This window comes from Flavobacterium sp. CFBP9031, from assembly GCF_034044945.1.
Taxonomy (GTDB): domain Bacteria; phylum Bacteroidota; class Bacteroidia; order Flavobacteriales; family Flavobacteriaceae; genus Flavobacterium.
On sequence record NZ_JAXCWF010000006.1, the window covers coordinates 1 to 15700 of the forward strand.

At 34.1% G+C, this 15700-nt stretch carries 15 protein-coding genes; 14 read left to right on the forward strand and 1 reads right to left on the reverse strand.

Annotated elements, in window-relative coordinates:
• Positions 1 to 261: 261 nt before the first annotated feature.
• The 10 genes from metG (at position 262) to SOM12_RS11405 (ending at position 9910) form a co-directional block, all read left to right on the forward strand.
• Positions 262 to 2397 (forward strand): methionine--tRNA ligase, encoded by a 2136-nt coding sequence (gene metG, locus SOM12_RS11360; RefSeq protein WP_320493495.1) that lies wholly within the window; start codon positions 262 to 264, stop codon positions 2395 to 2397.
• Between the two features lie 240 nt (positions 2398 to 2637).
• Positions 2638 to 2913 carry a hypothetical protein gene (locus SOM12_RS11365; protein ID WP_320493496.1) on the forward strand — a complete coding sequence of 92 codons (276 nt, stop codon included), beginning with the start codon at positions 2638 to 2640 and terminating at the stop codon, positions 2911 to 2913.
• A gap of 115 nt (positions 2914 to 3028) precedes the next feature.
• A complete protein-coding gene (locus SOM12_RS11370) occupies positions 3029 to 3913 on the forward strand; it encodes a DMT family transporter (protein WP_320493497.1) in 885 nt (294 codons plus the stop codon).
• A 189-nt stretch (positions 3914 to 4102) separates the two neighbouring features.
• Complete coding sequence (locus SOM12_RS11375; RefSeq protein ID WP_095930280.1) at positions 4103 to 4810, forward strand: HAD family hydrolase; 708 nt, start codon at positions 4103 to 4105, stop codon at positions 4808 to 4810.
• Positions 4810 to 5439 carry a chloramphenicol acetyltransferase gene (locus tag SOM12_RS11380; RefSeq protein ID WP_320493498.1) on the forward strand — a complete coding sequence of 210 codons (630 nt, stop codon included), beginning with the start codon at positions 4810 to 4812 and terminating at the stop codon, positions 5437 to 5439. The genes SOM12_RS11375 and SOM12_RS11380 overlap by 1 nt, the downstream gene beginning before the upstream one ends.
• A 33-nt stretch (positions 5440 to 5472) precedes the next feature.
• Positions 5473 to 6867, forward strand: coding sequence for a hypothetical protein (locus tag SOM12_RS11385; RefSeq protein ID WP_320493499.1), 1395 nt, complete (start codon positions 5473 to 5475; stop codon positions 6865 to 6867).
• 157 nt (positions 6868 to 7024) lie between these two features.
• Complete coding sequence (locus tag SOM12_RS11390; RefSeq protein ID WP_320493500.1) at positions 7025 to 8161, forward strand: OmpA family protein; 1137 nt, start codon at positions 7025 to 7027, stop codon at positions 8159 to 8161.
• A gap of 186 nt (positions 8162 to 8347) precedes the next feature.
• Entirely contained in the window at positions 8348 to 8866 is a 519-nt protein-coding gene (locus SOM12_RS11395; protein ID WP_095930276.1) for a ferritin, read from the forward strand.
• A gap of 82 nt (positions 8867 to 8948) precedes the next feature.
• Positions 8949 to 9134 (forward strand): hypothetical protein, encoded by a 186-nt coding sequence (locus SOM12_RS11400; RefSeq protein ID WP_029271150.1) that lies wholly within the window; start codon positions 8949 to 8951, stop codon positions 9132 to 9134.
• Positions 9135 to 9217: 83 nt separating this feature from the next.
• Positions 9218 to 9910 (forward strand): DUF2461 domain-containing protein, encoded by a 693-nt coding sequence (locus SOM12_RS11405; protein WP_320493501.1) that lies wholly within the window; start codon positions 9218 to 9220, stop codon positions 9908 to 9910.
• Between the two features lie 71 nt (positions 9911 to 9981).
• Here the strand turns inward: SOM12_RS11405 and SOM12_RS11410 are convergent, their stop codons facing one another.
• Positions 9982 to 10314 carry a single-stranded DNA-binding protein gene (locus SOM12_RS11410; RefSeq protein WP_095930275.1) on the reverse strand — a complete coding sequence of 111 codons (333 nt, stop codon included), beginning with the start codon at positions 10312 to 10314 and terminating at the stop codon, positions 9982 to 9984.
• A 177-nt stretch (positions 10315 to 10491) separates the two neighbouring features.
• Here SOM12_RS11410 and SOM12_RS11415 point away from each other — a divergent pair, with 177 nt between their 5' ends.
• The 4 genes from SOM12_RS11415 to SOM12_RS11430 are packed head-to-tail and all read left to right on the forward strand — an operon-like array spanning position 10492 to position 15673.
• A complete protein-coding gene (locus SOM12_RS11415; protein ID WP_320493502.1) occupies positions 10492 to 12021 on the forward strand; it encodes a bifunctional GNAT family N-acetyltransferase/carbon-nitrogen hydrolase family protein in 1530 nt (509 codons plus the stop codon).
• Entirely contained in the window at positions 12018 to 12365 is a 348-nt protein-coding gene (locus tag SOM12_RS11420) for a hypothetical protein (RefSeq protein ID WP_057115356.1), read from the forward strand. The genes SOM12_RS11415 and SOM12_RS11420 overlap by 4 nt, the downstream gene beginning before the upstream one ends.
• A gap of 15 nt (positions 12366 to 12380) precedes the next feature.
• Positions 12381 to 14774, forward strand: coding sequence for a M28 family peptidase (locus SOM12_RS11425; RefSeq protein ID WP_320493503.1), 2394 nt, complete (start codon positions 12381 to 12383; stop codon positions 14772 to 14774).
• Between the two features lie 29 nt (positions 14775 to 14803).
• The gene (locus tag SOM12_RS11430) at positions 14804 to 15673 is read left to right on the forward strand and encodes a tetratricopeptide repeat protein (protein ID WP_320493504.1); all 870 of its coding nucleotides are present in this window, start codon (positions 14804 to 14806) and stop codon (positions 15671 to 15673) included.
• Positions 15674 to 15700: the final 27 nt, after the last annotated feature.

A 15700-nucleotide genomic window follows, 5' to 3' on the forward strand; every position in this document is an offset into this window, starting at 1 on the left:
GTGAGAAACAAAATAATCCATAGAGTTTTTGCAGTAATAAAAAACCAAACCTTTTATGAAAAAGATTTGGTTTTATCATAGAAATCGAAATGACAAACAATACTAACAATTTTGGCTTAAAAAAACTTTGCATCTCCGCGACTTTGCGAGAACTAAATTCAAAAAATCTCTGCGATTCTCTGCGCTTTTTCTTTGCGAATCTCTGTCTAATATTAAAATCTCAAATCTATTGCTTATTTTTGCACTCAATAAAATTGAATTATGATACAAGATCCAAAGAGATATACGATCACGGCGGCATTGCCTTACACCAACGGACCTATTCATATTGGTCACTTGGCGGGAGTTTATGTGCCTGCAGATATATATTCGAGATATTTAAGATTGCAAGGAAAAGATGTAGCATTTATTTGCGGAAGCGATGAACATGGAGTTGCAATCTCTATGAAAGCCAAAAAAGAAGGAATTACACCACAGCAAGTTATTGATAAATATGACGGGATTATCCGCAAATCGTTTGAAGATTTCGGGATTTCATTCAACAACTATTCAAGAACTTCGGCAAAAATTCATCATGATACGGCTTCGGAATTCTTTAGAACATTGTATGATAAAGGCGATTTTATTGAAGAAGTTACAGAACAATTATACGATGCAAAAGCAAATCAGTTTTTAGCAGATCGTTTTGTTGTGGGAACTTGTCCAAAATGTGGTAATGATGGAGCTTACGGAGATCAGTGTGAAAATTGCGGATCTACTTTAAACGCTACGGATTTAATTAATCCAAAATCGACCATTACTGGAGAAACTCCAATTCTTAAAGAAACAAAACACTGGTTTTTACCTTTAGACAGATATTCTGATTTTCTAACAGAATGGATTTTAGTCGGACATAAAAACGATTGGAAAACGAATGTTTACGGACAAGTAAAATCTTGGATCGACGCAGGATTAGAGCCTCGCGCCGTAACACGTGATTTAGATTGGGGAATTGATGTTCCTGTTGAAGGTGCCGAAGGCAAAAAATTATATGTTTGGTTTGATGCGCCAATTGGATACATTTCTTCTACAAAAGAATGGGCAGCGCGCGAAGGAAAAGATTGGCAACCGTATTGGAAAGATGAAGAAACGAAATTGGTTCACTTTATCGGAAAAGACAATATTGTTTTCCATTGTATCATTTTCCCAGCGATGTTAAAAGCTGAAGGAAGTTATATTTTACCAGACAATGTTCCTGCAAATGAGTTTTTGAATTTGGAAGGAAACAAACTTTCGACTTCTAAAAACTGGGCCGTTTGGTTGCACGAATATTTAGAAGAGTTTCCAGATAAGCAAGATGTTTTGCGTTACGCTTTAACATCAAACGCTCCTGAAACAAAAGATAACGACTTTACTTGGAAAGATTTCCAAGCTAGAAATAACAATGAATTAGTTGCCGTTTTCGGAAACTTCGTGAATCGTGTTGTAGTTTTAACTAATAAATACTACGATGGCGTTATTCCAACTCCAAACGAATTCTCAGAAGTTGATGAACAAACTTTAAACGAATTAAAAGCATATCCAGCTGTAATTGCAAGTTCGGTGGAACGTTACAGATTCCGTGAAGCTTTAGGCGAATTAATGAATGTGGCGCGTTTAGGAAATAAATACCTTGCAGACGAAGAGCCTTGGAAAGTAATGAAAGACAATCCAGAGCGTGTAAAAACTCAAATGTATGTGGCATTGCAAATTGCTGCTGCTTTAAGCGTTTTAGCTGAACCGTTTTTACCTTTTACTGCTGCGAAACTTTCTAAAATCTTGAATTTGGCTGACCTTAAAGAGCATTTTGCAGGTTTCAGTAAATTCTTAAAAGAGAAAGATCGCGATGCAAAAGACATCTTTATTGAGAAAACTTTAGGTTGGAATGACATTTCTGAAAATTCAGATTTAATTCCAGCAGGACATAAAATTGGCGAGGCAGAATTGCTTTTTGCTAAAATTGAAGACGAAGAAATACAAAAACAAGTAGATAAATTGGAAGCGACAAAAACCGCAAATATTGCTGAAAACAAACAAGCAGAACCACAAAAAGATTTAATTCAGTTTGATGATTTTGCGAAAATGGATATTCGTATCGGAACTATTTTGGAGGCTGAAAAAATGCCAAAAGCAAACAAACTTCTGGTTCTTAAAGTTGATACCGGAATCGATATTCGTACGATTGTTTCAGGAATTGCGGAGAGTTTTTCGCCAGAAGAAATCATCGGAAAACGTGTTTCTGTATTAGCAAACTTAGCGCCAAGAGCTTTACGCGGAGTTGAAAGTCAAGGAATGATCTTGATGACAACAAATGCAGAAGGAAAACTGGTTTTTGTAAATCCAGATGCTGATGCGCCGAACGGAGCTACGGTAAACTAAAAGTTCTTTTTAAGAATCGAAATATAAAACATGAGAAATTTCTCATGTTTTTTACTTTTATATAAGTTTATAATTGTAAGTTTGTTCTGCAAAAATACCAGAAGTAATTCTGAACTTTATTAAAAGTTAAAAATAAGCGAACCCTCGCCATGATGTCCCTATGGAAACTCGGGAAATCTATCCTTCTGGGTATTTTTGCACATCTAAAGCGAGGGTTTCGTGCGTCTAATATTTTCGATTATGCAAAGAGAAAATCAAAAACCGACACATCAAGATGTAATGCCATCGATGGCAAAATTCCTTTCAGACCTTTGGTTTGAAGGAGATTTTAGAGAACAGCCCAATTATCTGTCTGAAATTTTCAAGCGAATTCTTGAAACAGAATTGGGAGATGACAAAGAGCTAAGATCAAAAATGATGGAATGCATCAAAACCAGTGAAATGCTTGCCGAAACACTCGAACCGTTTTCGGATAAACAAATTCAGAAAGCTTGCAGTAAATTTTTAGCTGCTTAAAACAACAAAAAAGCGTGAATCAATTATTAATTTTAATCGATTCGCGCTTTTTCCTTTCAAAATACTCGCTTTCTAAGTTATCTTTGAAAAATAATACAAGAATAAAATACATCTAATGAAACTCACAAAACCAAGATTAGCCCTAATCTGCGGTATACTCTGCATATCTATTTTCCCGATATTGGTAAAATTACGTTTAACACCAGGATTAATTTCGGCTTTTTACCGAATGTTTTTTGCTGTGGTTCTGTTACTGCCTTATGTACTTTTTAGCGGAAACTTTAAACTTCCAAAACTAAAATTTGTACTTTTAGCAATACTTTGCGGTGTTTTATTTTCGTCTGATGTTGCCGTTTGGAATATCGCTATTCAGGAATCAAGCGCGACTCAGGCTTCACTTTTAACCAATTTATCTCCAGTTTGGGTTGGGGTTGGTTCTTTCTTTTTTCTGAAAGCAAAACCTGCAACAAATTTCTGGATCGGAACATTGGTCGCTTTATTCGGAATGGTCACTTTGGTCGGTTTTGAATTTTTTATCGATTTAAACTTCGATAAAGCATTTCTATTTGCCGTTTTATCTGGCATTCTATATTCCATTTACCTTTTGGTAAGCAAAAATGTCCTTTCAGAGGTCGATGTTCTTTCGTTTATGACGATTAGTTTAATGGCTTCAAGTATTTATTTGGGAATTTTATGTTATTCATTAAACGAACCTTTCACAGGATTCACAGATATGGGCTGGTTTGTTTTGGTTTTGCAAGCCGTAATTTGTCAATTGTGTGCTTGGCTTTCGATTAGTTATGCCACACAACACATGCGCGCGACAAGAGTTTCGTTAAGTTTATTGAGTCAAGCTGTAATTACCTCAATTTTAGCTTGGTTGTTTTTAGAAGAACAAATAACTTTACAGATGGTTTTGGGTGGAATCATTCTGCTTTTCGGAATCCGAATTACGTTTTACGATAAAACGATTTCTTTGAAAGGGCTTTTTTCTAAGTAAAGAACAGCTCACAGATTTCCACAGATTTAAAGAATTAACACAGATTATTAATTAATTTTAAAAAAATATCAAGCTCCCGATAGCCATCGGAATGGCAGATTAAGCAAATAAAAAATCATTTTAATCTTAATAATCCGTGGCAAAAAAACTTGAAACCTGAAACAAACAGAACTTGAAACAAAAAACATTATGTTACATAAAACTAAAATACCAAACTTAAAAGTAATCGCATTTGATGCCGATGATACTTTGTTTGTAAACGAACCTTATTTCGAGGAAACCGAACATAAATTTTGCGCTTTGATGGAAGATTACCTTTCACATCAAGGCATTTCGCAGGAATTATTCAAAATAGAAATTGCCAATCTGCCTTTGTATGGATATGGAATCAAAGGATACATTCTTTCGATGATTGAAGCTGCGATGAATATTTCTAACAATACCATTCCGATTGAAGTCATTGAAAAAATCATTCAATACGGAAAAGAATTACTGGAAAAACCAATCGAATTGCTAGACGGAATTGAAGAAACTCTTGAAGCTTTAAAAGGAAAATATAAATTGGTCGTTGCTACAAAAGGCGATCTAAAAGATCAGCACAGCAAATTGCATCGTTCTGGTTTGGGGCATTATTTTCATCATATCGAAGTAATGTCAGACAAACAAGAAATCGATTATCAGAAACTTTTAGGCCGTTTAGATATTGAGCCACACGAATTTTTGATGATTGGTAATTCATTAAAATCAGATGTTCTTCCTGTTTTAGGAATTGGCGGTTATGCTGTTCATATTCCATTTCATACTACTTGGGAACACGAAAAAATTAATCATACTATAGAACACGAGCATTTTAGTTCATTTGAAACTATTGCAGAAGTGGTTCCGAATTTATTATAATGAAAACACTTTTAGACCTAGAAAATTGGAATAGAAAAGAGCATTTTGCCCATTTCAAACAAATGGAAGAACCCTTTTTTGGAGTCACCGTAGAAATTGACTGCACCAAAGCGTATCAAACCGCAAAAAGTATAAACGCTTCTTTTTTCATTTTCTATTTGCATAAAACTTTGGCTGCAGTAAACGCCATTGATAATTTTAAATATCGAATTTCAGAAGACAAAATATACATTAACAATCAAATTGATGCATCGGCAACAATTGGTCGTGAAGATGGCACGTTCGGATTTTCTTTAATTGAATATCATCCTGATTTTAAAACATTCGAACAAATTGCATTAACCGAAATCGAGCGAATTCAAAACACAAACGGACTTTTTACCAGATCTTTTGATGATGATAATCTGATTCATTTTTCGGCAATTCCGTGGTTGAATTTTAGTTCGATAACTCATGCACGCAGTTTTACGTATCCAGACAGCTGTCCAAAAATTTCGTTTGGTAAAATGATGGTTTCCGAAACTGGAAAAAGAACTATGTCGATGGCCGTTTATGTTCATCATGGTTTAATGGACGGAATGCACGTTGGTCAGTTTGTAGATCTTTTTCAAGAGCTTATGAATCAGTAAAATAATCGGAATGATTTTTGCGCCCAAAAACATATGAAACGAATTTTTCTTTTTTTGTTTTTTATCTCTAGTTCTGTTTTGTTAAGTCAAACAGTACTAACTTCTTATGCAATAGATTTAAAAAACCAAATTGGCCAATCTGAAATTATGATTGGTGAAAATACCATTACTCATGATGTTTTTCTTTTTGCTGCCAGTGCAGATAGCCTTTCGATATTAAAGTACAATAGTGCTTTATTTCTTAGAGATAAATTTGTTACAAATCGTCAGTATACTCAAAACAGATCTTTAATGGGTTACAGTTTTAGCGAAGATGGAAATCCTACTTTATATTGGTTTTCGAAAGAAGACAAATCAATTATTTTAATTAAATATTATCTGGAAAACAAAACCTCTAGAGCATTAAAATTTCAGATTCCGCTTGAAGAGAATTCGCTAATAACAAATTATCAGAGAGACAACAACTTCTATTTGTTGATGAAAGATCGAACAAAAGAGGCTTTGATTGCTTTTATTTTTAAAAACGGAATGGCCGAACAAAAGTTTTTAGATTTTAGCGCTTTCAAATTTATAGATCAGAAAAACCAGCCTAAAACATTTCATCAAATTTTGTTTGAAAATCCAATAGAACTGATGGGATCTGGCGAATACAATCCGTTGTATAAGGTTACTGCCAAAAGTAAAATTTATACCCTTCCTAATCGCTTGATTCTAACTTTAGATCAAAACTTTAGAAAAACGCAATTGTTTGATATTGATTTAGAAAACCTAGAAATAAAAGAAAAGACATTTTTAAAACCGGTTGGAGATAAAAACCCAAAAACGTCTAATTCTTATTATCACGAGAATAAATTATATCAAATTAATTTTAATGCCGATGAGCTTTTGCTTGACATCAAAGATTATGGATCTGGTGAATCGATAAAGTCTTTTGCGGTTTCAAAAAAAGACACCATTCGTTTTAGTAATTCCCCATTACTATTGCAAATTGAAGATCGTGAGCCCAGAAAATTAAAGAATACAGCGAAATTTTTAAAAGCTTTATCTTCCCTTGATGCTGGAGTTTCGGTTTATAAAAACGAGAAAAATCTCTTTATCACACTAGGAGGAAGCGGAAGAGATTTCAATGCGGTATCTATTAATGGTTTTAATTTTAGCGATCCTTTTGGAGATTTTCCTTCAAACAATTATTACAATGTTGAGACCAATTATTCTGTTTTTTTTGAAAGTATATGGACCAAAAAACTAGAACCAACACAAGAAACACACGAGCCTTTTGCTACCGATAAAATCTTCTACTTTTTAGATTCTCATCGAGAAGCAGTTCTTCCTAATTCTGTTAAACTAAGTAATTACACCATTTTAACTTATTATGACATTGTTGCGAAACAGCTTGTTCTTCGCAAATTTACTGACGGATTTAATTAAACCCATTCGTTGATAAAACCTATTTGCTTTTATTTTCCTTATTTTTTATCACTTAGATTTTTGCCAATTACCCTATTTTAATACTTTTTTGGCTTTTAGAGAAAGTTTTTACTTACAATTTGTTGTTGTTTTGGACAATATTTAAAATTAAGAAACAATGAAAAAAATTGTAATGACTCTTGCATTTGCCCTGGCTTTAACAGGAGTACATGCGCAAACAGAAAACAATAGCAGCTATAATAAGTGGTCTGTAGAACTAGCTGGCGGACTAACTAAACCTCAACGCTCATTTTCAGCAGGTTACTCAACAAGTACTCCAAGTCCTTGGGTTGGCGAAGTAGGGGTTCGTTATATGTTCAACAACAAATTTGGTTTAAAGGCCGATTTTGGATACAACAGTTTTACTTCAAAAAGCAACTCTATCGATTTTGATTCAAAAAACTACAGAGTAGATTTACAGGCTGTTGCTAACTTAGGTCGTATCATGAATTTTGAAACATGGACAAACACTGTTGGTTTATTAGGACATGCTGGTTTTGGTTATGGTCAATTAAGAAGTGATAACTTTAAAGGAGCAGATGAAGTGGGTAACTTTATTGCCGGTGTAACTGGACAAATAAAATTATCAAACAGAGTTGCTTTAACTGGTGATTTCTCTACTATTTTGAATGCATCACAAGATCATACCTTTGATGGAGCTTATGTAGCTCAAAACAGAGGTTTCTCAGGTTTGATTTTTAATGGTACAATTGGTTTAAATGTGTACTTAGGAAAAAATGCAAAACATGCAGACTGGACTGTAACTTCAAGCGAAGGTAACAATGTGGATATTTCTGGTTTAGAAAGCAAAGTAGCAAATCTTGAAGCACAAATCAAGAAAATACCTGCTCAAAAAGAAGTAGTTGTTGAAAAACAAATAAACACTCCTCAGGCAACTGATAACGAATTAATCAGAAGAATGATTAATGACAAATATTACAGTGTTTATTTTGATTTCAATAAAACAACTCCAATCGAGAACTCAACAGCTGCGATTGACGTTGTGTTAAATTACTTAAGAAAAAACCCTTCTGCATCTCTAGACCTTGTTGGTTATGCTGATCAAGTTGGAAAAGCTGAGTATAATGAAAAATTATCTTATACTAGAGCTACTAACGTAAAAACAATTTTCGAAAAAGCTGGAATTGCTTCTTCTCGTTTAAATGTTGTTGCAAATGGTGCAGATACATCAATTCAAAAAGATTCTGACGAAGCTAGAAGATTAGCTAGACGAGTTACTTTTATTGTAAAATAATTTCTTTTTAATACTTGATTCGAAAGTCCTTAAGATTTTTTCTTAGGGGCTTTTTTTATGCTACACAACTAAAGCCTATCTTCTTACTATTATTCTACTTACAGTTAATCAAAGAGTCTAATGTTTTCGAGCTTTAGAAAAATGAAATGAATAATTTTGCTTAATTTTACAAAAAAGACACTTATTATGTTAGCAAAAAATATTGAATCAGCTTTAAACAAGCAAATCCGCATAGAAGCAGAATCTTCGCAAACTTATCTTTCTATGGCTTGTTGGGCTGAAGTACAAGGATTAGAGGGAATCGCTCAATTTATGTACACACAGTCAGATGAAGAGCGCGCACATATGCTTAAACTAGTTAAGTATGTAAACGAACGCGGAGGACACGCTCAGGTAACAGATCTTAAAGCGCCAAAAACAACTTATACTACTTTCAAAGAGATGTTTGAGGAGCTTTACAATCACGAACTTTTTGTTTCGCAATCTATCAACGAATTAGTGCACATTACTTTTGAAGAAAGAGATTATGCTACGCACAATTTCTTGCAATGGTACGTTTCTGAACAAATTGAAGAGGAAGCTACAGCTAAATCGATCTTAGATAAAATCAACTTAATTGGTGATGATAAAGGTGGACTTTATTTGTTTGATCGTGATATTCAGCAATTAACAGTTACGAGTTCAATCGCTATCAATCCTAAATAAAAAAGTTAAAGTTTATTTAGAACATTTAAAAATAACTTTTTTAGTTTATATTTGTCTCTGTTTTTAAAATTCAGAGGAAAAAGTGAGCAAGAAAGAAAAAGACAAGGACAAAAAAAAGGATAAAAAGAAAAAGAAAAACAAAGATATCCTTGATAAAATTAAGAAGATTGAAAACTGTAAATCTTCTTGTTGCGAGAAATATAAAAAGAGCGAAAAGAAACGCTGCTCACGCTGTCCTATGTTTGACTTATTCAAAAAAACTGCTTAATGCAATATAGAAAAACCCATCAGATTTCTCTGGTGGGTTTTTTAGTTTTAAATTGCAGTCACTTTCGATTTTTAAATTCAATTATGGAAAACACTGTTACAATTCCCAAATCTAGTCTTGACTTTTTAGTTGAACTGAAAAAGAACAACAATAAACCTTGGTTTGAAGAGCATAAACCACAATATTTAATAGAGCTCAATCATATTGAAAATTTTGCAGGCGCTTTACTGAAGGAACTTTCCAAAACTGATGTTTTAGAAAATGCTTCGGGCAAGAAAAGCGTTTACAGAATTTATCGAGACATTCGTTTTTCTAAAGATAAAACCCCTTTTAAGCATTATTGGGGAGGAAGTTACACACGAGCAACTGCAGCAAGACGTGGCGGTTATTATTTTCACCTGGAAAAAGGAAACAGCTTTTTTGCTGGTGGCTTCTGGGGACCAAATGCCGCAGATTTAAAACGAATAAGAAACGAATTTGCTCAAGATCCAGAAACCTTTCAAGAAATATTGAATTCAGATTCTTTCAAAAGCAATTTTGGCACTTTGCAAGGAGAACAGCTCAAAACAAAGCCAAAAGGTTTTGATGTTGATCATCCTGCCATTGATTTGCTTCGTTTCAAACAATTTTTGGTCATTAAGCGTTTTACAGATGAAGAAGTCTTGAGTCCGCAGTTTTTAGAACTGGCATTGGATGCTTTCAAAAACATGAGACCTTTTTTTGATTATATGAGCGAAGTTCTTACAACTGATGCTAATGGCGTTTCGATACTTTAATTCATTTATAAAAACAACAAACCCGACAGGTTTTGGATCCTGTCGGGTTTAACTATCTCGAAAAAAAAACGCTATTTACTCAACAGTAAAATTTCATTTATTACAACCTCGGTTATATAACGTTTCTCTCCGTTTTTATCATCATAGCTTCTGTGTGTCAGTTTTCCTTCAACAGCGATTTCTTTACCTTTTACAACATACTTTTCTATAAGTTCTGCGGTTTTCCCCCAAGCAGTTATTCGATGCCACTCTGTTTGTTCTACTTTCTCGCCTTTATCATTTCTATAAATCTCATTTGTTGCGATCGTAAGGTGTGCTAGTTTTCTACCGCTTTCTAATGTTTTAATTTCTGGATCATTCCCTACATTCCCGATTAATTGTACTTTGTTTCTAATTGCACTCATGGCGTATACTATTTTAATGTTACTATTAAATTGAATCGTTTATCAAATTCAACATGGCAAAGATGCGAAAGCTCAGACGAGACAGTCGGTTATTAACTATTTACTATCGACTGTAACTATTTGTAAGCGTTTGTAAATGGAAATTGTTTTTTGTATATTTGAGATAAATCTTACGATATGCAGGCAAAAATTAAAAAAGTAGAGTTACGAAATCTTGAAATAGAAGACTATAAACAATTAAAGAAATCGATGATCGAATCGTATCCAGAAATGGCCGATTCTTATTGGAGATCTGAGGATATAGAAAGACTTCTTTCTATTTTTCCAGAAGGACAGCTGGTAATTTTGGTTGATGGAAAAGTTGTTGGCTCTGCCCTATCTCTTATTGTTGACGAAAAATTAGTAGAAAAAAGACATAATTATCAGCAGATTAGTGGCGATTATACCTTTTCGACCCACAATCCGAATGCTGAAATTTTATACGGAATAGATGTTTTTATTCATCCAAATTATAGAGGCTTGCGTTTAGGACGTCGTTTGTACGATGCAAGAAAAGAACTTTGCGAACAATTGAACCTTAAGGCGATTGTTTTTGCAGGAAGAATTCCGAACTATAGAGAACATGCCAAAAAGATGTCTCCAAAAGCTTATATCGAAAAGGTGCGTACCAAAGAATTGTACGATCCGGTTCTTTCTTTTCAGTTAAGTAACGATTTTCACGTTTTGAGAGTCATCAAAAATTATTTGGAAGGAGATGAAGAATCGAAAGAATTTGCGGTTCTATTGGAATGGAATAATATTTACTATGATGATAGTCCGAAGCTGATTAATTTGAAGAAAAATATTATTCGCTTAGGATTAATTCAGTGGCAGATGCGTCCACTTAATAATGTTGAAGCGCTTTTTGAACAAGCCGAATTTTTTATTGACGCCGTTTCGGGTTATGGTTCTGATTTTGCTTTATTCCCAGAGTTGTTTATTGCGCCTTTAATGGCCGATTACAATCATTTGTCTGAAGCAGAAGCCATTCGTGAACTGGCTCGTCACTCTGATCCTATTAGAAAAAAGTTTCAGGAATTTGCCATTTCATACAATATCAACATTATTACTGGAAGTATGCCTTATCTCGAAGGCGGAAATCTCTATAATGTTGGTTTCTTATGCAAAAGAGATGGAACATCAGAAATGTATACCAAAATTCATATCACGCCAAACGAAGTTATCCATTGGGGAATGAAAGGCGGATCTCAGTTTAAAACCTTTGATACCGATTGCGGTAAAATCGGAATTTTAATCTGCTATGATGTTGAGTTTCCAGAACTTTCTAGACTTTTAGCAGATGAGGGAATGAATATTTTGTTTGTACCATTTTTAACAGATACTCAAAACGGGTACACTCGCGTAAAACATTGTTCGCAGGCACGCGCCATCGAAAATGAGTGTTATGTAGCCATAGCAGGTTGCGTTGGAAATCTTCCGAAAGTAAATAATATGGATATTCAATATGCGCAGTCTTCTGTATTTACGCCATCCGATTTTGCTTTTCCAAGTAACGGAATCAAAGCAGAAGCTACGCCAAATACAGAAATGACCCTAATTGTAGATGTTGATTTAAACTTACTAAAAGAACTTCATGAACATGGAAGCGTAAAAACATTAAAAGACAGAAGATCCGATCTTTATGAAATTAAAAAATTGAATTCATGAAAACATGCCTCGAATGCTCAGCCAAAATTGTTGGCAGAGAAGACAAGAAATTCTGCTCAGACAGTTGTCGAAATGCCTACAATAACAAAATAAATAAAGATAGTACGAATTTCATGCGAAATATAAACAACAAGTTACGCAAAAATTACCGTATTTTGGCAGAGTTAAATGTAGACGGAAAATCGAAAGCTTCGAGAGATAAATTACTAACAAAAGGTTTTGATTTTGAGTTCTTTACAAACATTTTACAGACCAAGACAGGAAATACATATTATTTCTTGTACGATCAAGGCTATCGTTCCTTGGACAATGATTATTTTATGCTTGTTAAAAAAGAAATATAGTTAGTATTTATTACCATGAGAAAAAACCCCACCTCAATTCTAGCCATAGTCTGCGTTTTAGCCTTACTTGGCATTATATACGCCACGATGATGCCGCAAGGAATCTCAAAAGATGACGAAGCTCTTGCAGAATTTTCGACCGAAAGAGCCTTAAATCAGGTCGAAATTATTGCACAGAAACCGCACTATGTAGGGTCAACCAATCACGAACTTGTGGCCAACTATTTAAAACTAGAATTAAACCGAATTGGTTTAGAAACGAGTGTCCAAGAAGGTTTTACTCTAAACGATAAAGGTCTTTTGGTAAAGTCAAAAAATATTTTGGCTCGAATTAAAGGAACTAACAATACAAAAGCACTTTTACTTCTTTCTCATTATGATAGTGCACCACACTCGTTCTCTAAAGGCGCAAGCGATGATGCTTCTGGAGTCGCTACCATTTTAGAAGGTGTTCGCGCCTTTTTGTACTCCAAACATCCTCAAAAAAACGATATTATCATATTATTCTCTGATGCAGAAGAATTAGGATTAAACGGCGCTGCTTTATTCGTAAACAAACATCCTTGGGCAAAAGACGTTGGTTTGGTTTTAAACTTTGAAGCAAGAGGAACTTCTGGACCAAGCTACATGCTGATGGAAACCAATAAAGGAAATCAAGCTCTGATTAAGGAATTTACAAAAGCAAAACCTTCTCATCCCGTTTCAAATTCGTTGATGTATAGTATTTACAAAATGCTTCCTAACGATACCGATTTAACTGTTTTTAGAGAACAAGGAAATATTCAAGGTTTTAATTTTGCATTTATCGATGGGCATTTTAACTATCATACGCAACAGGACGATGTTAAGCATCTAAACAAAAACACATTGGCGCATCAAGGCACTTACATCATGCCTTTGATAAAATACTTCTCTAATATTGATTTAAACCAAACCGAGTCTACAGAAGACAATGTTTATTTCAACGCTCCTTTTACTTTCATCAGTTATCCGTTTACTTGGGTAATGCCAATGACACTTATTGCTTTTGGCTTATTGGTTATTTTCATTTTCGTTGGAAAAGTAAAACGAATCATTACTTTCACAGAAATTTTTAAAGGTTTTGTTCCACTTCTTGGATCACTTATAATTGCAGGATTGGTAACGTTTTTAGGATGGAAACTTGTTCTTGAAATCTACCCGCAGTATTCTGATCTTCTAAACGGATTTACTTATAACGGTCATGCTTACATTGGCGCTTTTGTTACGTTAAGTATTGCAATCTGTTTTGCTTTTTACCATCATTTTTCTGAAGCAAAAACTACGATGAACCATTTTGTGGCGCCGTTACTAGTTTGGATCATCATCAATGCCTTTTTAGCAAATAGCTTAACAGGTGCAGGTTTCTTAATTATTCCGGTTTATTTCGGAATCTTATTGTTCGGAATCTTTGTGTTTACGCAACATTACAGTTTAGGAATGAATTTAATATTTTCTATTCCTGCCCTAGCAATTGTTGCGCCTTTCATTGTAATGTTCCCAGTTGGTTTAGGTCTTAAAATATTGTACGGAAGTGCTGTTCTAACCGTTCTTTTGTTCGGATTATTACTTCCGATATTTGGTGCATTTGCAAAAAAAGGAGCTTGGATCGTTGTTTTCTTCCTGTCTTCTATTGCATTTTTCATTTACGCGGGATACAATTCTGGTTACGAATATGGTAAAGCAAAATCGAATAGTTTATTATATGTTTACAATGCAGACAACAATTCGGCTGTTTGGACAACATACGATACTAATTTGGACGAATGGACGAAATCTTATCTAGGCGAAAGCAATCAGAAAGCAGTTGGATTAAATACGCTTCCACTGGCAAGCAAATACAATACAACATTTACCTATAGCGCTATTGCTCCGGTTGTTGAAGTTCCGAAACCAACAATTCAATTTTTAAGAGACAGTGTAATTGGAAATAATAGATATCTAAAAATCAAAATTACTCCAAACAGAAAAGTAAACCGTTATGACATTTATGCTAATCCGAAAATGACGTTCTTTAACTTTAAAGCAAACGGAGTGGCAACTTCTGGCGAAAAAGGAAATCGCCTGCAAAGAGAAGACAGCAAAATTTTATGTTATTATGTTGTAGGGAATGAACCCCTTGAAATGGAATTCTACATCAATAAATCGTCTATTTTTGATATGGATTTAATCGAAAGTTCATTCGATTTAATGAGCAATCCGCTATTGAATGTTAAACCAAGAAATGATTGGATGATGCCAACACCATTTGTTTTAAATGATGCCATTTTAATACAGCAGAAAATCAAAAGATATGTGCCGCCAGTAAAACCTATTGAGCCTGTTGTGCCAGTAGATAGTTTGGCAGTAAGTAAAGATACTTTGAAACCGGCAGTTGTTAAACCAGAATAAGAAAATCACTCTAACCTTAATCATTTAAAATGAAAAAAAACTTCTCGTTATTTTTAACTTTTAGCGGCTTTCTGGCACTGAATGCGCAAACCGTTGAAGAAAAAATCGCCACAAAAGCATGCGAGTGTTTAGAAAAAAGTTCAAAAGTTACTGAAGACGTTTATAGAGATTGTCTAACTAAACCAATGAGCGAAGTGATCTTGACAGATAAAGATCCTAAAGTTAGAGAATCAATAAACACAGTTGAAGGCATTCAGGGAATGATTCTGAAAGTTCAAGGTGTCATTTCAAAAAAATGTCCGAATCTGGTTCCTGAATTAATGGAAAACAAAGACGATGTTTTTTATAGTGAATCGAAGAACAAAAACGCGCAGAACTCTTATATAATTGCAAAAGATTTTATGCGCCAGAGCAACTATAAAATGGCTATCGAAAGTTTTCAGCTAGCTCTAAAAGAAGATCCAAATTTTGTTCTTGCTCTTGATGACATGGCAGTTTCTTACAGACAGTTAAGCGATTATGATAATGCCATTAAATATTATAAAAAATCGCTCGAAATTTATCCCGAAGGGAATTTTGCCTTAATGAATATTGGTGTTGTGTATACTTTTAAATCTGATTATAAAACTTCGATAAGTTATTATGAAAAACTAATCCAATATCATCCAGACAATGCTGAAGGCTATTTTGGTGCTGGAAAAAACTATTTCATGCTGAAAGATGATGAAAAAGCATTGGATAATCTTTTTTTGGCCCATATCATTTATACCAATGAAAATTCTGAATATGCAAAAGATTCGGAACAGCTTATTGGTGCTCTTTACCAGAAAATGAAATCGGAAAACAAAGAGGATGTATTCAAAAAAATTGCAGAGAAAAACAACATTAAAATTGAATAAAACTTAAATAAAAAAGGCAGACTTATA